The organism is Pedobacter sp. Leaf176, from assembly GCF_001424305.1.
Classification (GTDB): domain Bacteria; phylum Bacteroidota; class Bacteroidia; order Sphingobacteriales; family Sphingobacteriaceae; genus Pedobacter.
In genome coordinates, this window is the sequence record NZ_LMPD01000002.1 from 244,256 (window position 1) to 262,987 (window position 18,732).

The following is an 18,732-nucleotide window of genomic DNA, read 5'->3' on the forward strand; positions in this document are numbered from 1 at the left end:
TCCGATTAAAAAAACAAAGATGAAATCAAATACCGCATTAAATCCAACAATATTCGTAATATTTGGAGGTACAGGCGATTTAAATAAACGCAAGCTTGCCCCTGCGCTTTATAACTTATTTATTGAAGGCTATATGCCTGATAAATTTGCTGTCATTGGAACCGGAAGAACTGAGTTTACCGACAACAGCTATAAAAAGGCTTTAGAAGATGCTGTAAATGAATTTTCCCGGTCTGGAAAAGTCAATAAAGAAAAATGGGAAGCGTTCGGAAATACCATTCACTATTGCCCCACAGATTTTGCTCAACCGAAAACATTTGAAAATTTAAAAGCAGCAGTAGAAAAATACCAGAAAGAATATGGATCAAATACGCAGGTAATTTTCTATTTAGCGGTTGCCCCTAATTTCTTCCCTGTTATTGCCGAATGTTTACAAAAGTATAAATTAACGCAAAACGAAGACAACAGCCGGATTGTAATCGAAAAACCTTTTGGTCATGATTTAGAATCTGCTAAAGAATTGAACAAACTTTTAAGTACCATCTTCACAGAGAAACAAATCTATCGCATCGACCATTACTTAGGAAAAGAAACCGTGCAAAATATGATGGCGTTCCGCTTTGCAAACGCTTTATTTGAGCCTTTGTGGAATCGTTCTTATATAGACCATGTTCAGATATCAGTAACAGAACAGCTCGGCGTTCAGGATCGCGGAGGCTACTACGAAGGTGCGGGAGCTTTAAGGGACATGATTCAAAACCATTTGCTTCAATTGCTGTGTTTAATCGGTATGGAAGCGCCAATTACCTTTGATGCAGATGAAATCAGAAACCGAAAGGTGGAGGTTTTAAAAGCCATGCGCCCCTTTTCTTCAGAAGATATCCGTTTTGGAACCGTTCGCGGTCAGTATAGCAAAGGTTGGGTAGAAGGAAAAGAAGTACCTGGTTACCGCCAGGAAAAAGGCGTAGATCCCCATTCTAATACGGAAACTTTCGCGGCCGTTAAATTTCATATTGATAACTGGAGATGGCAAGGCATTCCGTTTTACCTTCGCACAGGAAAAAGGCTGAATCAAACTTCATCCCTCATTACCATACAATTCAGGGATGTTCCTCATCAGATTTTCTCTTCAGACGTTACTGAAAACTGGCAGCAAAACAGGTTGGTGATCAGCATTCAACCGGAAATGAGCATACGCATGCAGGTTCAGGCAAAAAGACCTGGCTTAGACATGGTGCTCAACCCTGTTGATATGGTTTTTGATTACAAAGGTACTTACGAAGGCGATACCCCTGAGGCTTACGAAACATTATTACTTGATACCATGATGGGCGACCAAACGTTGTTTATGCGCGGCGACCAGGTGGAAGCGGCCTGGGAATTGGTAATGCCGATATTGAACACTTGGGAAAGCAAAAAATCAATCAATTTTCCCAACTACCCGGCCGATAGCTGGGGCCCTGAGGAAGCGGAAGCACTTATCGCAAGAGATGGATTTCATTGGTTTAACCTGCCTTTAAAGAATAAAGAATAAATTTAACTCATCAGCTCGAGGTACAAAGCGATCTTATCACACTAATAGATAGCGATTGTTAAAGATTGCTTTGTACTTCACAATGACGTTACCAAATTAGATATGAATCTACTTATTTATAAAACACCGGAAGAATTAAACCAGGATTTAGCCGACTATGTAATTAAAATTGCTGAAATGGCAATTGAAGAGAATGATCGGTTTAATTTTGTTTTGACAGGCGGTAATTCCCCAAAAGAATTATACAGAATCTTATCCATAGATTGTAAAGACAGAATTGACTGGGAGAAAGTCTATTTCTTCTTTGGAGATGAGCGAAATGTGCCGTCAACTGATGATAATTACAACGGTTTAATGGCAAAGAAATATTTCTTTGATAATTTGAATATTGCCCAGGACCATATCTTTTATGTTGATACGACCTTAGCACCGGAAAAAGCTGCTATTGAATACAAAAAAGCGATTGATAAGCACTTTGAAGGTAATGATATTGTTTTTGACTTGATTTTGTTAGGTATGGGCGATGATGCACATACAGCTTCTATCTTCCCACATACAACATTAGTTAAAGACGAAGAAGTAAATGTCGCATCGGTTTTTGTAGAAAAGCTAAATACTTATCGTATAAGTTTCACTGCACCATTAATTAATAAGGCGGAAAACGTAGCTTTCCTTGCCTTTGGAGAAAACAAAGCAAATGCGTTAAGCCACGTAATTGTGGATAAACAAAAAGATTTCGATACTTATCCTGCACAGCTGATAGATCCCATTGATGGAAAATTAACCTGGTTTGTCGATGAAGCAGCAGCGAAATTAATCGAAAGTTAACTAAAACCGATAAGTTACGAAGAAATTAATTTACCAGATATTTTATAGAGAAAAACGGAATAATCTACTCGATTATTCCGTTTTTTTATTCTAAAAAATGATTTATGAAGAAGCTTCTTAGATATCTATTCAGACTCAGTTCAATTTTTCTTCAATAAGGAGATTAATGATACCATCTGCCATACCGACTTTAGGTACATAAATCTGTTTAATCCCCGTCCATTTCATTAAGGTTAAATAAATTTCACAAGCTGGAATAATCACATCCGCTCTATCCGGATTTAATTCCAAAACTTGTATTCTTTCTTTCAATGAATAGCTTGTTAATCGATTGTATAAGGCATTTAACTTTTGCAGGGACATAGGTGCGCCATCTTTTTCATCGGCCATGCGGAAAAGCTTATTTATATTACCACCCGTTCCGATACCAGCAAGGTGTTTATGGGCTTTGGTATGCTCTTTAACCCAATCCTTCATTTCGTCCCACGTTTCCTCCTTATCCTGGTTATCGAGCATTCGTATGGTACCGATATTAAAAGACTTTGATGCTTCAGGTATACCTTTCACAAAAACCGAAAGCTCTGTACTACCTCCGCCAACGTCTATATATAAGTAAGTTCTGTTTTCATCTAAATTTTGTTCAATGTGGTTAGCATAAATAATATTAGCTTCACGTTGTCCTTCAATAATTTCGAGCGTAAGATTGGCTTCTTCCTTAATAAGATTAACAATTTCCTGTCCATTTGAAGCTTCACGCATTGCGGATGTGGCACAGGCCAGGTATTCGGTTACATGATAAACATCCATTAAATTCTTGAACGCTACCATCGTTTTCACCAAATCACCTGCTTTTTTTGGAGATATTTTTTGATCTAGAAATGCATCATCACCCAAACGTAAAGGCACGCGAATCAAGGTATTTTTTTTGTATTTGAATAATCCGTCCTGTTTACTGATATCAGCGATAAGTAACCTCACCGCATTCGAACCGATATCGATAGCTGCATATCTTAACATATTATTGATGCTTTGTTCTCAGGTAGTTATAAATATCAACCTGTGCCCGTGTTTTTTTACTTAACCTGTTTTTATGGTACCTATTATTATTCTGTGCGTTAATCTGCCTTGACTTTGTATTGTCCTGCAGCTGCAAATCAATGATATCCTGAATTTCTTGTTTCACATCCGGATCCAGAACCGGAAAGCCAACCTCGACCCTATGCTCAAAGTTCCTGCTCATTAAATCGGCAGAAGACAAGTACATATCATTTTTGCCATTATTACTAAAGATATAGACCCGGGCATGCTCTAAAAATTTATCTATTATGCTGATGGCAGTAATGTTTTCGCTAAAGCCTTTCACGCCGGGTACAAGGCAGCAAATCCCCCTTATTATAAGTTGAATCTTAACCCCTGCATTACTCGCCTCATAGAGCTTACTAATAATTCCTTCATCAGCTAAACTATTAACCTTCAAAAGTATATATGCAAGCTTACCAGCTTTTGCATTCCTTATTTCCCTGTTAACAAAATTAATAAGCCTTGATCTGCTTTCCAATGGAGAAACAATTAAGTGCTTAAACCCTTTAGTCACTGTTCGCTTTGATAAGGCATCAAAAAGCTTTACCAAATCGTTGGTAATCTCTTTTTTTGCTGTAAAAATACTGTGATCGCAATACAATCCTGCAGTTTTCTCATTAAAGTTTCCTGTGGCTAAATTAGCATAGTAAACGGGCTTATCCTTTTCGATTCGCTTAACCAAACAGATTTTTGAATGGACTTTATAATCTGTTAAACCATAGTTAACTTTTACGCCTTCTTCCATTAACCTGCTCGTCCAGAAAATATTTGCCTGTTCGTCAAACCTGGCCTTAAGTTCCAGCAACACAGAAACATTTTTTCCGTTTTTTGCTGCGTTTATTAAAGCATTAATCACTTTTGAATTTTCGGCCAAACGATATAACGTAATTTGTATATCGGTCACTTTTGGATCGATTGCGGCTTCCCGCAGAAATAAAATGATGTAATCGTAAGACTGGTATGGGAGATTAATGAGATAATCTTTATGGCTTATTTTGGCAAAAACACTTTGCGTACGGTGCAAACCATGAACCTTTAAGGGTATATTTGGTGCGTATTCCAGTTCCTTACCACCAACGTTTGGAAAAGCAATAAAGTCACCGAATTTATGATAACGGTTGCCAGGAATTAAACTTTCTGCTTCCAGCTTCAACTTATTCACCAAAACGGTGAGCATGTTCAGGGGCATGGCTGAATCATAAAGCAATCGCATTGGTTTACCTTTCTTTCTTTTTTCTAAGCTACTTTTTAAATCTTCAATAAATTTGTCATTGATATTTTTATCGATATCCAATTCCGCATCTCGTGTAAGCTGAATAGAGTAGGCCTCAAGATTATCATATGAAAAAATATAAAAGATATCATCCAGGCAGTATCGAATAATATCTTCGGCAAGAATAATAAATTTAAGACCGTTAGTTTCAGGCAAAACAAGAAAACGCGGCAAGTTTGGTGGAATTTCAATTAAAGCATATTTCTCCCTAACCTTTGTATCTTTTTTGGATAATTTGACAAAAAAATACAAAAACCTGTCTTTCAGTTCAGGAAATGGTTTATCCATATCCAACATGATTGGGACAACGTTGGAAAGAATCTTATCACGGAAATGATTTTTTACAAATTCACCCCGACCTACATTCAACTGGGTATCGTTGAGAATAAATATCCGGTTTTGCGCCAATTCATTAATTAAGGTCGCCTGAAAAAGCTGTTCAAATTTACGTTCCTGCCTTACAACAATATTTTTAATCTCATTGAGTATTTTCTTAGGATTAAAACCCAGAAGTGCTTTTGCCTTTTCGTTTAGATTTGTTAATCGGGTAATTGTTGCTACCCTCACCCTGTAAAACTCTTCGAGGTTGGAGGAAAATATCGACAAAAACTTGATCCGTTCGATCAATGGCACAGTCTCATCAGCTGCTTCCTGGAGAACACGTTCGTTAAAATATAACCAGCTTATTTCGCGATTGAAAAAAGGAATTTTCTTTTTGCTCATTTAAAAAAATAAAATCCCCGCATGGCAGGGACGCTCAAAACTGCAAATTAATTTGTTAAGTTGGTGTTAAATAACAACTATAATAATATTAATAAATTATTTAGTTATTTTGCTTTCGTTGGTTTCTTAACTGCCGGTTTTACGTCAGAAACCGCCTTATCTGTTGCGTCCGCAGCTTTCCCAGCTTTGGGTGTATCCTGCTCCGTTTTGGAAGTCGACTTTAAACCAACTTTTTTAACTGATGGTGTGTTTTTTCCAACAGTCAAGGGCGCCTGCTCTTTAGGTTTTGTTAAAACTTTTTCTGCCTTCTCCTCTGTTGCAATAGCTGCTACCTTAACACTTTGAACAACTGGGTTCGCTTTAGAAACCGCCTTTTTCACGACTTTTTCGGCTTTACTGACTACTTTGTCAGCAGGTTTTTTATTTTTTTTCTCTACTTTTTTCGCAGACTTTATTAAGTCGTCTATTTTATGCCCTACATCTGCTTTAATCACTGTAAACTTTTTAGTTAGCTTTTTTGCTACCCTCTTACTGGCTTTCCCGATTTCTGAGCTTATCTCCGAAGCATCGTGACCCAAACTTTTAACAACTTCTAAAAATTGAGTCGTTAAAGATTCTTCCAATTGTTTTTTGGCTTCTTTTTTAGTTATTTTTTTTTGAGTGCCTGGCTTAGTGGTTTTCATAATATTTTTCGTTTTTTTGTGCTGATGGTAATTATCTACTAAATCTACTTATTTTTTTACTTTTAAAGCCAAAACTATGCCTTCTTTTGATATTGTAAGTAAAGTTGATGCGCAAACACTTGACAATGCGGTTAATAATGCGAAAAAGGAAATCCTGAATCGCTTCGATTTTAGCGGTTCTAAGAGCACCATCGATTTGGATAAAAAAACAAACGTGATTACCATTGTTACAGAAGATGATATGCGCTTGAAAGCGATAGAAGGCTCTATTATTTCCAGGATGATGAAACAAAATTTAGATCCTAAAAGTTTAGACTTTGGCGATGAACATCAGGCTTCAGGTAATATGATTCGCAAGGAAATTAGCATTAAAGAAGGTTTAGATAAGGAAGCGGCAAAAAAAGTTGTCGCCAAGATTAAAACAAGTGGCTTAAAAGTTCAACCCTCCATTATGGATGATCAGGTTCGTGTGACAGCAAAGAAAATCGACGACCTACAGGCTGTGATCAATCTTTGTCGTAATGAAGATTTCGGTCAACCGCTACAGTACATTAATATGCGTAACTAAGACTAGGATTTTAGGATTGCAAGATTAAATTTCGACAAATACTCCATCATTGATGAAATTAGTACAATTGAAATGATGATGATAGTATTCCGTGTTACATTTTACCTTTTACATTTTAGCTATGGAAATAAGTGAAAACGGATTTATATTTTCGGATAACAAGGAACTTCTCAAAATCAACGCTGTTCATCATTTTTTAAGTAAGGAATCGTACTGGGCAAAAAACATTCCATTAGAAACCGTAAAAAAATCAATTGAAAATTCACTTTGTTTTGGCATATATAAAGATAATGAACAAATAGGGTTCGCCCGCTGGGTAACAGATAAAGCAACTTTCGCTTACTTATGCGACGTTTATGTAACACAGAATTACCGCGGTTTGGGCTTATCGAAAAAACTTATGGCTTTCATGATTTTTCACCCCGATTTGCAGGGATTACGCCGCTATCAGTTGGCAACTTTAGATGCTCATGAATTGTACCGCCAATTTGGCTTCTCTTCGCTAAAAAATCCCGAAAGGCAAATGGCAATTGTTGTAGAAAACATTTACTAAAAAGAAAGAGTTTAGCCAACTATATCCTGCTGAAAACCTTTTTACGGCTTTCTTGTTTTCTAATCAAACAAAATAAAAAACGATGAAAAAGATATTCTTAGGTGTAGCCCTTTCCGCAATCATAACTCTTCAGGCTTGTCAGGAAGCAGATAAAAAATCTTCTACCACAAAAGACAGCGTCTCAGGTGATACGACTATGGTTAACGGTGTTCATGTTGCGGGATCAGAAAGTACTGAAACTGCATTAGATGATGATGGTGCTACGTTCTTAAAAAAAGCAGCTGTTGGTGGTATTATGGAAGTTGAAGCAGCAAAAATTGCCCTCACAAATGCAAATAGTGCTGAGGTAAAAAATTTCGCACAACAGATGCTTACCGACCATACAAAAGCAAACAAAGAACTAAAAGATTTAGCTGCAAAAAAGAAAATAATTACGCCCGATGCTTTGCCTGCTGATGAACAAATTCACATGGACGCCATGAAAAAGATGAATGGAAATGAATTTGACAAACATTATGTCGCCATGATGGTTACCGATCATGAAAAAACGGTTAAACTTTTTGAACAAGGTAAGCAAAATAAAGATGCATCTTTAAAAACCTGGGCTACAAATACTTTAGCTGTAATCGAAGGCCATACAGAAAAAGCAAAGCAACTCGCTTTAAAGGTCAAATAATAAATAATTTAAAAGTTAAGTAAAGCAGAATTCATTAAAACGGATTCTGCTTTTTGTTTACTCAACAAATCAAAATCAATTGTTCCGGGAAAATCATTTTCGGTTAAGTTTTTATAATTAAGAAAATTAAACCTATATTTTGCCGTTAATTAACAAAAAAACACAAATGAATAAGCGTAAAATTTTTAATATACTGCTGAGTTGCGCAGTTATAATTTTGTCACCGTTTCTTGCTGTTGCTCAAAAAGCGAACTGGCAAAATCTGGATTTGAAGACCGATTCTGTGTTCGGAATCAGCACTGAAAAGGCCTACAAGGAACTCCTTAAGGGTAAAAAATCTACAAAAGTAATTGTTGCTGTTAATGATGGTGGCGTCGACGATAAACATGAGGATTTAAAACGGGTAATGTGGGTTAACACGAAAGAAATTGCCGGCAATGGTAAGGATGATGATAAAAACGGATACGTGGATGATATCCATGGATGGAATTTCATCGGAGGTCCTAAAGGTTCTGTTGATCATGAGACCCTAGAATTAACTCGCTTGGTTCGTCGTGATATGGCGAGATTTGCAACTACGACTGATGCAAATGTTGCAGAGAAAGATAAGAAGGACTACGAAGCATTTAAAGTGATGCGTTCTGATTTAGAAAAACAACTTGGTGAAGCTAATGCAAATTTAGCAGGCTTAACGGGTTTCAAAAATGCGATGGATGCTGTTGTAAAAAAAATAGGAAAGGCAAATCCAACCGCTGAGGATTTTGCAAAATTTAAACCTGGATCTAATGCGGATGCCCGTATTCAGGAAGTTTTATCAGAAGAGCTAAAAAAAGGCAGCTTTACTGATTTCTATGCCGACCAGATTACCGAAGGCTTAAAATATTATTCAGAAAAAGCCAATTACAATTTAAATCTCGATTATAACCCGCGCGATGTTGTTGGCGACGACCCGAATAATGACAACGAGAAATATTACGGAAACAATGATGTGAAAGGTCCGGATGCGATGCATGGTTCACATGTGGCTGGCATTATAGGCGCCGACAGAACAAACAAACTTGGCATCAAAGGTGTGGCAGATAACGTTCTAATCATGGGCGTTCGTTGTACACCTAATGGAGATGAACGCGATAAAGATGTTGCAAATTCCATTCGTTATGCGGTTGATAACGGCGCAAAAGTAATAAACATGAGCTTTGGAAAAGCATACAGCTGGAATAAAGCTGTCGTAAATGAAGCCATGAAATATGCTGCGTCGAAGGATGTATTAATTGTTCAGGCGGCAGGTAATGAAAATAAGGATATTGATACCGAAAATAACTTTCCCAACCATAAAGATTTAGATGAAAAAACGATTGCATCGTGGATTACGGTTGGCGCTTCAGGTCCTAATGATAATGAAACCCTTAAAGCAAGTTTTTCAAACTTTGGCAAAACCCAGGTCGATGTGTTTGCGCCAGGAGTTAAGATATACTCAACCGTTCCGGATTCTAAATATAAAGACTTAGATGGTACAAGCATGGCTTCACCCGTGGTTGCAGGTTTGGCTGGCCTCATCCGTTCTTATTACCCAAAATTAACCGCAGCACAGGTTAAAGAAATTATTGTGAAATCAGTAATTAAAGTTAACCACAATGTAGACTATTCTAAAGGTGAAGGTCCTGATGCGCCAAAAGTTTCTGTTCCTTTTGCTGATTTGTCGATTAGTGGCGGAGTAGTTAACGCTTATAATGCGTTAAAATTGGCTGCCACGTACTAAAGAAATTCGAAGAATACAGTTAGCCCAAATATTAAAGGCGAACCAAATTGGTTCGCCTTTAATATTTCGCAATTTCAGCATGTTAAACGCTTGCCAGAATTTTGTCGGGTGTAATTGGTAAGGTCCTGATTCTTTTTCCTGTGGCATTAAAAACAGCATTGGCCACGGCGGCAGAGAAACCAATTAAGGCAATCTCACCCATACCTTTTGCGCCCATCGGATTAATATGCGGATCAGGTTTGTCGATAAAATGAACCTCGATTTCAGGCACATCTGCATTTACAGGAACATGGTAATCTGCAAAATTATTATTAATGTACCTTCCATAACGGTGGTCTAAGATAGCCTCTTCTGTTAAAGCCATTCCGATGCCACCAACGGCACCGCCAACCATTTGGCTTCTGGCAGTTTTAGGACTGACAATTTTCCCTGAGTCGCCAACTGATACGATTTTATCAACCTTCACTACCCCGGTTAAACTGTTTACCTTTACTTTGACAAAGTGAATGGAAAAAGAATACATCGAATATTCTTCACGTTCCTTACCGGCCTGGCTTTGTTTCGTAATTTCAATAGATGGTAAATTGTTTTTCTTTAATACATCTACAAAATTTGAAGTTGCATCCATATTCGAATTAGCAGCTAATTCTGAAATTGTAGATTTCAAGCTTGAACAAACATCATTCACAGCCGATCCAACGGTAGAAAGAGTAGCCGAACCTCCCTGACTTGGCGCAGGAGGTAATGAAGAATCGCCTAATTCAAATTTGATTTTATCTACAGGAATGCCTAATAGTTTACTTGCAATTAAAGTCATTCCGGTTCCCGTTCCAGGGCCTATATCGCTGGTTGCGCTTTGTAAAACCAATGTTCCATCGGCTTTCAAAATCCCTTTTACACTGGCTCTGCCCCTGTTCGCATTGAAAACACCAATACTCACCCCATAACCCATCTTCCATTGTCCGTCAACTAAACTTCCTGGTTTATTTCTACGTTCTTTCCAACCAATTTTCTGAGCACCAATCCGGTAAGCTTCTTTAATATTTTTGTCTGAAAATGGCTTGTTTCGCTGTTGGTCCTTCTCCGGGTCATTTTTAATCCTGAATTCAATTGGGTCCATATCTAACGCGTGGGCCATTTCATCAATAGCGCTTTCCAATGCAAAAGCACCAGTTGCCTCACCTGGTCCGCGCATCCAGATGGGTACGCTTAAATCCACTGGAACGACCGTGTATTGGGTATTTACGTTATCGCACTGATACATGAACTTCGCCATATTTACAACACCTTCTGTGAAGTTTTCATAAACGGAGGTTTCACCAAAAGCTCTATGTGTTATTCCTGTTAAAATTCCGTCTCTATTGGCACCCAAACCAATAGTTTGTACAGCCGCGGGACGATTGCCGACCATCGTAAACATCTGCATACGCGTGATCACTACTTTCACCGGTTTACCGATATGCCTGGATGCCATAACAGTAGCAATTTCCAAAGGCCAGGTTCTTAAGGCCATACCAAAACCACCACCAACAAACTCAGAATTTACCTGAATATTCTCAATTGGAATTTTAAAAACATTAGCAATGGTACCTTGCGTCGCTTTTACACCTTGCGTTTTCGCGTAAACGGTTACCTGATTATTCGGTCGCCAATCCGCAATTATACCGTGCAATTCCATTGGGTTATGCGTTTCGATTGGAAGGTGGTATTTTGCCTCAATTTGAACTTCAGCAGTTTTATAGGCGTTTTCTATGCCTCTCTTATAATCTGGCTGGCCTTGAAGTTTTTTAGCTTTTGCATCAATGACAGCCTTCTCAAAATTGGTATTAAAATCTTCTTTTGCATAAGTAGCCTTAACTAATGATGCAGCATATGTTGCCCGTTCGAAAGTATTTGCAACTACGATCGCTATCGGCTGTCCGTTAAAAAAGATTTTATCTGTATAAAAAATCTTCATTGCAGGCCCGCCCTCTTGTTCGTACGCGGGAGCTGCTGGTTTGTTTAAATGCGATAACACAGAAATCACGCCGGGTGCTTTTTCAGCAGCTTTCGTATCGAGCGAAATTATTTTACCTTTAGTAATGGTACTGGTTACTAAAACGCCGTAAGCTAATCCGGGCAATTCATATTCCGCGAAGTATTTAGCTTTCCCTGTAACCTTGAAAATGCCATCTACACGGTCATTTTCATCTTTTAAAAGTCGTCTCTCCATGGTTAAGCTTTAGATTTTGCTATGGTTAATGCTTCAATAATTGAATTGGGAGCCATTTGGAGCTTGAAATCATTTTCTCCGAATCCTTTGGCATCAGTCATTGCCAGTTTTGAAGCTTGTTCAAAGTTTTCAGTTGTTGCCTCTTTCCCCTTCAAAAAGTTTTCTGAAGCCGTTAAGCGCCAGGGTTTATGTGCAACGCCACCCATCGCCAGGCGAACGTCAGTTATTTTGTTATCCGAAATTTCCAATGCAGCAGCTACAGAAACTAACGCAAAAGCGTAAGATGCCCGATCTCTAACCTTTAAATAATGAGAATTTTTAATAAGATTATTTGTCGGGATTTCCAAACGAACTATCATTTCATCAGCTTTCAAATTATTGTCTAACTGAGGCGTATCTCCTGCCAGGCGATGAAAATCTTTAAATAACATTTTGCGTTCACCCTTGGCGTTTGCAAGCACGACAACACTATCCAAAGCCGTTAACGCAACACACATATCGCTCGGATGAACAGCTATACATTTGTCTGATGTACCTAAAATAGCATGCATTCTATTGAAACCGCCGATTGCACCACAGCCCGAACCAGGCTGACGTTTGTTGCAAGGCATTTCGGTATCGTAGAAATAGCCGCAACGTGTTCTTTGCATCATATTACCACCAACTGTAGCCACGTTCCTTAATTGAGCAGATGCACCAGCATTTAAAGCCATTGCAAGTAGAGGGAGTTTTTCTCGTATCAATGTATTTTCTGCAACAGCTGTATTTGAGGCCAAAGCACCAATAATAATTTTATTACCAATAAGTTCAATCTGTTTTAAAGGAACATGGTTAATATCTATTAATTTTTCTGGTGTGGTAACCCCTCTCTTCATTAAATCGACCAGGTTTGTGCCCCCCGCCAGAAACTTAGAATTCTTATCCTTTGCCAATAAAGATAATGCCGTTTTTACCGAAGTGGTTCTTAAATATTGAAAGTTTATCATGCCTTTTTTCCCCCTTTCGAAACCTCAACAATTGCGTCAACTATATTTGGATACGCACCACAACGACAAATATTTCCACTCATATATTCACTGATCTCTGCTCTCGAACTTGTATGCCCCTCATTTACACAAGCGACAGCAGACATGATTTGTCCCGGGGTACAATAACCGCACTGAAACCCATCATGTTTAATAAATGCAGCCTGCATAGGATGTAATTCTGTTCCAGTTGCCAAGCCTTCAATTGTAGTAATTTTCTTTCCCTCATTCATTACCGCGAGGCTTAAACAAGAATTTACACGCTCCCCGTCTACATGAACGGTACAAGCACCACACTGACCATGGTCACAACCTTTTTTAGTTCCCGTTAAATGAAGTTCTTCACGCAGATAATCCAAAAGCGTTACCCTCGGCTCAATAGATGTTGTATAAGCTTTATTATTTACGGTAAGATTAAGCGGAATTTTTTCGAAAAGTTCGGCAAAACGCTCATCAGCCTGGTTTTCTGCAGCTTTGACAGCCACTGATGGTGTTAAGGCGATGGCGGTAATCAGGGAGCTTTTCTTGAGAAAATCCCTTCTTGAATCGCCCAGATTTGGTTCCTTATCAGATGATTGCATAGAATATGTTTTGAATTGTTGTTGCTCTTAAAGTTCGTCAATCTAAATCGTAAATTACCTTAATTAAGAAATTTAGAATTATTCTATCCAGTAAAATTTGTGTAACCAATTCCCATGCAGAAAGTGTAAGCAATCTAAGCCGGAATTCAACAGAGGTTGAGAAATTTACCGTCAGAAGAGCAGATTCAAAGGTTTTAAAGTTGACCTGCATTCCTGTGATTAAAGAAGAATCTCTTTATAACAAAATAATTTCGTAAATGTTAACTCAATTTCTATTTTTATCAAATGGAAGATGTTAAACCGCTACCCGATTTATCTGCAGAAGAACAACGCGTTTTAGGTTCGTTAATGGAGAAAAGTAGAACCACGCCTGATTATTACCCTATGACTTTAAACAGTTTAACCGCAGCGTGTAATCAAAAAAGTGCTAGAAATCCGGTAGTCAATTATGATGAAGAAACCGTTATACTCACTTTAAATTCCTTAAAAATTAAGGGCTTGATATCCACTGCAACAGGCGGTTCAAGCAGAGTGATTAAATACAAGCATAATCTAGGTATTGTTTATCCCCTGGTACCATCAGAACTCTCTATCCTTTGCCTTTTACTCTTACGTGGACCATTAACTCCTGGGGAAATTAATAGTAATTCTGGCCGACTTTATGAATTTGAAAGCATTGAGGAAATCTTGGAGCAATTACGAAAACTGTCTGATGAGGAACCTGCTTTTGTACAACTTTTGCCAAAAAAACCTGGTCAAAAGGAAGCAAGATTTATTCATTTGCTCGGTGAACAACCGGAGGATGAAGAACAACAACCACAAACAGCACAGTCAATAATTTCCCATTCGAATGAGGAATTAGAAAATCGTATCACCAAATTAGAACAAGAGGTTGAGGAATTAAAAGAGCTGGTTAGCCTTTTAATGGACAAGTAACGCTATAACCCTTAAGTTCACATTTGGACATCCAATAAAAATACATTTGAGCGGCATCCGAATTGACCTTAAAGGCATTAACATGAAATGAATTGCTGCCAATTCAACTTCGACGGCGAATTATGCTGATCGCTTTCTCAAGTATTTCATCGACACCTGCTTTTAGCCCATCTATGGTCGGCCTCACTTCATAGTCAATTTTGACACCAACGCCCTGGGAATTTGTTTTATCAGGGTAGAACATCCCAATACCCGATATTGATGTGGTTACGCCACCAGGTAAAGGAATTTTAGATACACTCCCATCTGCCGTCTGCATTTATCCTGTTCACCTTACCTGGTTTAACTTTACGATAGTATCAGTATAAAAATTAAATACCTGTTAATCTTAGACTTAAAATCCAGGTGTAGCATTTAATCCTAATCGATCGTTTTCGAACTAAAACTGATACGATGAAATTAAAAATTATTATACCGGCATTGCTAATAGCACTTGCAGGCTGTAGTCAAAAAGTACGTACTATAAAAACAGAAGAATCCTCTAGTACTTCAAGAGATTCTTTATATGTTACCCTATCGAGCGTAAATATCATAAAGGCCGGACAAAAAGTTAATTTAAGATTTGTCATACATAATGAAAACTCAACTGGTAAATCTTTTTGCAAATGGCATACCCCGTTTGAGCCATTGATGAGCAAATATCTTGATATCAAAGATGAGCAAGGAAATGAAGCTGCATATACCGGACCAATGGCAAAGAGAATGATGCCGCCGCCGATAGACAGTTACCTAACGGTAAACCCAAAGGACACCCTCGTTGCTAATGTTGATCTTCGGAAAGCTTACCAACTGGAAGCAGGAAAAAAATACACGGTTCATTATAACTCCAGCGCCATAAGTGGATTAAAAATCTCCAATAATGCAATTTTCACAATCCAAAATTAGAATCAAAGTCAAAATAATAGATTTTCTGGATTAATGCAATAACTTATGATTGGTTATTGGCGGTAAAATCAGTAATAAATTACTTCAGCTATCGATTGGCCTTAAACGTGATTTATGATTGAAATTTCGAAGTTATTCCTGGTTTCAATCTCAGCAGAAAAAAGGCAAACTGAATGGTCAATCCCATGATTTTGGAAAGTTTGCGCTATCTACCATTATCTACATACTACAGCACCGATAGCTGTAAACTGGTCGCAGCGTATTTAAAAATAGCTTCACTCAGATAAACATGTGCCATTTATGATGTTCTATGGAAATAATATGAAAGTTTAGTTTAGCCATTGGATCCATTCCAAGAGCTAATCTAATTTCATTTCCGGCACTTCACCTTCTATAACCAACCTTCCTAAAGTAGATTGTCTGATATGGTCTATGCTAACACCAGGCGCACGTTCCAGTAATCTAAATCCACCCTCGGGCAATACATCAAGTACGGCGAGCTCGGTTACGATTTTTTTGATGCACTTTACACCTGTTAATGGTAAACTACATTTAGGCAATAATTTACTTTCCCCTGCCTTATTCACATGTTGCATTGCAACAATTATATTCTTCGCAGAGGCAACCAAATCCATCGCACCTCCCATTCCTTTTACCATTTTTCCGGGAATTTTCCAATTGGCAATATCTCCGTATTCAGAAACTTCCATCGCACCTAAAATAGTTAAGTCAACTTTCTGAGCCCTAATCATGCCAAAACTCATCGCGGAATCAAATATAGAGGAGCCCGGTAAAGTGGTTATGGTTTGCTTTCCGGCATTAATCAGATCGGCATCTTCTTCGCCTTCAAATGGGAAAGGCCCCATACCTAATAAACCATTTTCAGATTGTAATACGATATTAATGTTCTTCGGTATATAATTTGCAACGAGGGTTGGAATTCCAATACCCAGGTTTACATAATAACCATCTTTTATTTCTCTAGCAATACGTTGTGCGATTTCTTCTTTTGTAAAAGCCATTCTATAAACGAGCGGTTTTAAAATTGATTTGATAAATTGTTAATTGATTTATTTTTATATTCCGTGGTTAATGGTGATGCGGCCAGAATTCTTTTTTCATAAGAACAAATAAACCATAAACAACAAACATGGAGTAATGAACTACTGCGCTTTTCTGACAGTTCTTTGTTCAATCCGCTTTTCGTAGTCTTTTCCCTGAAAAATCCTGTGAACATAAATTCCTGGCGTGTGAATATGATCCGGGTCCAATTCACCTGCCTCAACAAGTTCCTCCACCTCTGCAATGGTTATTTTTCCTGCCATAGCCATTACCGGATTAAAATTCCTACTGGTTGAACGGAAAATCAGGTTACCGGCAGTATCGCCTTTCCATGCTTTAACGATTGCAAAATCGGCATCAAAGGCATATTCCATTAAATAATCCTTTCCATCAAAATTTCTTACCTCTTTTCCTTCGGCTACCTCAGTTCCTACACCCGCAGGCGTGAAAATTGCCGGCATCCCGTAACCTGCTGCTAGGCATCTGGTTGCTAATGTACCTTGTGGAATTAAATCTACTTCCAGTTCCCCACTCAAAAGTTGTCGCTCAAACTCTGCATTTTCTCCAACATAGGATGATATCATTTTTTTAACCTGGCGTTGCTTTAGCATTCGTCCAATTCCGAAATCATCTACCCCAGCGTTATTCGAAATACAAATTAAATTTTTAGTTTTCTTGATCACTAAAGCATTAATGCAGTTCTCCGGAATACCACATAAACCGAAACCGCCCAACATAATGGTAGCCCCGTCAGGAATATCCCGAATGGCTTCCTCAGCTCCTGATACAACTTTATTTATCATTTTACGAATTTTTGGTTAGGCCTCTAAAATACAGAAAGCAAATAGCTTTTTAAAACTTAAATGGGTGCCCGGCGGTAATTGCTATAAAACACCTTTGAGGAATAATAAATTGGAATTAATCTAAATTACTCTACCTTTGTAATCAGATGTTTAACGAAAGAGATAACGGAGATTTCAGAATCCCAACCGACCCTGAATTTCAAAAGGGAATTGGCTTTATATTTAGTTGCACAGCAGAACACAAAAAATGCTGCGAAAAATATAAAAAAGGTAAGCGTTGTAAAAAATGCCCAGGTAAGGATAAAAAATAGTTATTTATATATTTCTATAATTTTATCATCATTTCCATTACTGGTACAAACATATATTTTACCTTCCGGGGACACACAAACATCCCTCATTCTACCATAGGCATTTACATAGAAATCTTTAGTTCCGTCAATTTTTGTTTGAGCATCGTCCAATTTAAGCTGCATTAATTTCGTGTTTTTTAATACTGCCAGCAACAAAGAATTTTTAAACTGCGGAATATAATCTGAATTGTAATAGGCCACACCACTTGGAGCTATAGTCGGTGTCCAGGCAATTAAGGGTTGGGCGATGTTATTTGCGGAACAAAAAGATTGCTCAGCAGCCTCATTGCAAAAGCCTTTGATATTTGGCCAACCATAATTCCTGCCTTTTTCGATGACATTAATTTCATCATCTGAATCTGGACCATGTTCTGACGAGAATATTTTATTACCAACCTGCACTAAACCTTGAGGGTTGCGGTGTCCGTAAGACCAAACAGGATTATTTGCATATGGGTTATCAGAAGGAATAGAGCCATCCAGATTCACTCTTAGAATCTTCCCTGAAGTTGAATTAACATTTTGAGGGGTGTTAGTATCAGCAGCATCTCCTGTTGAAATAAAAAGCTTTCCACCAACAATTAATAATCTCGACCCGTTATGAATTGAAGACGCACCAATATTATCGATTATTGTTATCGGATTCGTAAGTGCCCCACCAGCATAAGTATAACGGACAATTTTTTCCTTGTAACTATTTCCGTAATTGTAAGCTACATATACCCAGGGATTTGTTGAAAAATCAGGATTTAGTACAATCCCAAGTAAACCGCCCTCCCCATTCTCCCGAACTTCAGAAATGGTTAATAAAGTCGAAGTTTGACCGTTGGCTGGATTTAACCGGCTAATTTTTCCGCCCCTTTCTGTATACCAAATAAAGCTGTCAGGTCCATAAACCATCCCCCAGGGAAAGCGTAACCCTGAAACAACTACCCTGTTCTTCAATTCAACATCAGGCAGATTACCGCCGTCGTTTCCACCATTATTATTTTTTTTGCAAGTTGTAAACAATAAGAGTACAACAAGGGATGTAAAAATTGCTTTCATAATTGTAACGTTTTCATAATAACAGCGTTATGGCAATATAGTTTTAGCAGAAACCCCGCTCCTGAATCCTTTTCTTTTGGAGAAAGGTGCC

The 18,732-nt window shown here is 38.0% G+C and carries 18 protein-coding genes; 8 read left to right on the forward strand and 10 right to left on the reverse strand.

Features of this window, described 5'->3' with window-relative positions; all coding sequences use genetic code 11:
* The first annotated feature begins 19 nt into the window (after positions 1 to 19).
* Both zwf and pgl read left to right on the forward strand, forming a co-directional pair.
* The gene (gene zwf, locus ASF92_RS06485; protein WP_056091030.1) at positions 20 to 1,534 is read left to right on the forward strand and encodes a glucose-6-phosphate dehydrogenase; all 1,515 of its coding nucleotides are present in this window, start codon (positions 20 to 22) and stop codon (positions 1,532 to 1,534) included.
* Positions 1,535 to 1,636: 102 nt separating this feature from the next.
* Complete coding sequence (pgl, locus tag ASF92_RS06490; protein ID WP_056089674.1) at positions 1,637 to 2,362, forward strand: 6-phosphogluconolactonase; 726 nt, start codon at positions 1,637 to 1,639, stop codon at positions 2,360 to 2,362.
* Between the two features lie 135 nt (positions 2,363 to 2,497).
* On the opposite strand, the gene ASF92_RS06495 is transcribed toward pgl, so the two are convergent.
* The 3 genes from ASF92_RS06495 to ASF92_RS06505 form a co-directional block, all read right to left on the reverse strand.
* Positions 2,498 to 3,379 (reverse strand): exopolyphosphatase, encoded by an 882-nt coding sequence (locus ASF92_RS06495; RefSeq protein WP_056089677.1) that lies wholly within the window; start codon positions 3,377 to 3,379, stop codon positions 2,498 to 2,500.
* A 1-nt stretch (position 3,380) separates the two neighbouring features.
* Positions 3,381 to 5,438, reverse strand: coding sequence for a polyphosphate kinase 1 (gene ppk1, locus ASF92_RS06500; protein WP_056089680.1), 2,058 nt, complete (start codon positions 5,436 to 5,438; stop codon positions 3,381 to 3,383).
* A 104-nt stretch (positions 5,439 to 5,542) separates the two neighbouring features.
* Positions 5,543 to 6,121: a hypothetical protein gene (locus ASF92_RS06505; protein ID WP_056089684.1), complete on the reverse strand. Its 579-nt coding sequence runs from the start codon at positions 6,119 to 6,121 to the stop codon at positions 5,543 to 5,545.
* 76 nt (positions 6,122 to 6,197) lie between these two features.
* On the opposite strand from ASF92_RS06505, the gene ASF92_RS06510 reads away from it, so the two are divergent.
* The 4 genes from ASF92_RS06510 (at position 6,198) to ASF92_RS06525 (ending at position 9,677) form a co-directional block, all read left to right on the forward strand.
* Positions 6,198 to 6,689: a YajQ family cyclic di-GMP-binding protein gene (locus tag ASF92_RS06510; RefSeq protein WP_056089688.1), complete on the forward strand. Its 492-nt coding sequence runs from the start codon at positions 6,198 to 6,200 to the stop codon at positions 6,687 to 6,689.
* 121 nt (positions 6,690 to 6,810) lie between these two features.
* Positions 6,811 to 7,242, forward strand: coding sequence for a GNAT family N-acetyltransferase (locus tag ASF92_RS06515; RefSeq protein WP_056089691.1), 432 nt, complete (start codon positions 6,811 to 6,813; stop codon positions 7,240 to 7,242).
* Between the two features lie 82 nt (positions 7,243 to 7,324).
* On the forward strand, positions 7,325 to 7,918 hold the full coding sequence (locus ASF92_RS06520; RefSeq protein WP_056089693.1) for a DUF4142 domain-containing protein: 594 nt from the start codon (positions 7,325 to 7,327) through the stop codon (positions 7,916 to 7,918).
* Between the two features lie 166 nt (positions 7,919 to 8,084).
* Positions 8,085 to 9,677, forward strand: a complete 1,593-nt coding sequence (locus ASF92_RS06525) for a S8 family peptidase (protein ID WP_056089695.1) — start codon at positions 8,085 to 8,087, stop codon at positions 9,675 to 9,677.
* 82 nt (positions 9,678 to 9,759) lie between these two features.
* Here ASF92_RS06525 and ASF92_RS06530 read toward each other — a convergent pair whose 3' ends face one another.
* From ASF92_RS06530 to ASF92_RS06540, 3 genes are read right to left on the reverse strand one after another with little or no spacing between them, the layout of a single operon-like run.
* On the reverse strand, positions 9,760 to 11,889 hold the full coding sequence (locus tag ASF92_RS06530) for a xanthine dehydrogenase family protein molybdopterin-binding subunit (RefSeq protein ID WP_056089698.1): 2,130 nt from the start codon (positions 11,887 to 11,889) through the stop codon (positions 9,760 to 9,762).
* 2 nt (positions 11,890 to 11,891) lie between these two features.
* Positions 11,892 to 12,875 (reverse strand): xanthine dehydrogenase family protein subunit M, encoded by a 984-nt coding sequence (locus ASF92_RS06535; protein WP_056089701.1) that lies wholly within the window; start codon positions 12,873 to 12,875, stop codon positions 11,892 to 11,894.
* Positions 12,872 to 13,495: a (2Fe-2S)-binding protein gene (locus ASF92_RS06540; protein ID WP_056089703.1), complete on the reverse strand. Its 624-nt coding sequence runs from the start codon at positions 13,493 to 13,495 to the stop codon at positions 12,872 to 12,874. The genes ASF92_RS06535 and ASF92_RS06540 overlap by 4 nt, the downstream gene beginning before the upstream one ends.
* Before the next feature lie 285 nt (positions 13,496 to 13,780).
* On the opposite strand from ASF92_RS06540, the gene ASF92_RS06545 reads away from it, so the two are divergent.
* Positions 13,781 to 14,431 carry a YceH family protein gene (locus ASF92_RS06545; RefSeq protein ID WP_056089706.1) on the forward strand — a complete coding sequence of 217 codons (651 nt, stop codon included), beginning with the start codon at positions 13,781 to 13,783 and terminating at the stop codon, positions 14,429 to 14,431.
* A gap of 103 nt (positions 14,432 to 14,534) precedes the next feature.
* On the opposite strand, the gene ASF92_RS06550 is transcribed toward ASF92_RS06545, so the two are convergent.
* On the reverse strand, positions 14,535 to 14,750 hold the full coding sequence (locus tag ASF92_RS06550) for a hypothetical protein (RefSeq protein ID WP_056089709.1): 216 nt from the start codon (positions 14,748 to 14,750) through the stop codon (positions 14,535 to 14,537).
* A 134-nt stretch (positions 14,751 to 14,884) separates the two neighbouring features.
* Here ASF92_RS06550 and ASF92_RS06555 point away from each other — a divergent pair, with 134 nt between their 5' ends.
* Complete coding sequence (locus ASF92_RS06555) at positions 14,885 to 15,376, forward strand: hypothetical protein (protein ID WP_056089712.1); 492 nt, start codon at positions 14,885 to 14,887, stop codon at positions 15,374 to 15,376.
* Positions 15,377 to 15,735: 359 nt separating this feature from the next.
* On the opposite strand, the gene ASF92_RS06560 is transcribed toward ASF92_RS06555, so the two are convergent.
* The 3 genes from ASF92_RS06560 to ASF92_RS06570 form a co-directional block, all read right to left on the reverse strand.
* On the reverse strand, positions 15,736 to 16,398 hold the full coding sequence (locus tag ASF92_RS06560; protein WP_056089715.1) for a CoA transferase subunit B: 663 nt from the start codon (positions 16,396 to 16,398) through the stop codon (positions 15,736 to 15,738).
* A gap of 141 nt (positions 16,399 to 16,539) precedes the next feature.
* Positions 16,540 to 17,241 (reverse strand): CoA transferase subunit A, encoded by a 702-nt coding sequence (locus ASF92_RS06565; RefSeq protein WP_056089718.1) that lies wholly within the window; start codon positions 17,239 to 17,241, stop codon positions 16,540 to 16,542.
* Between the two features lie 311 nt (positions 17,242 to 17,552).
* On the reverse strand, positions 17,553 to 18,641 hold the full coding sequence (locus ASF92_RS06570; protein ID WP_056089721.1) for a sorbosone dehydrogenase family protein: 1,089 nt from the start codon (positions 18,639 to 18,641) through the stop codon (positions 17,553 to 17,555).
* Between the last annotated feature and the right edge of the window lie 91 nt (positions 18,642 to 18,732).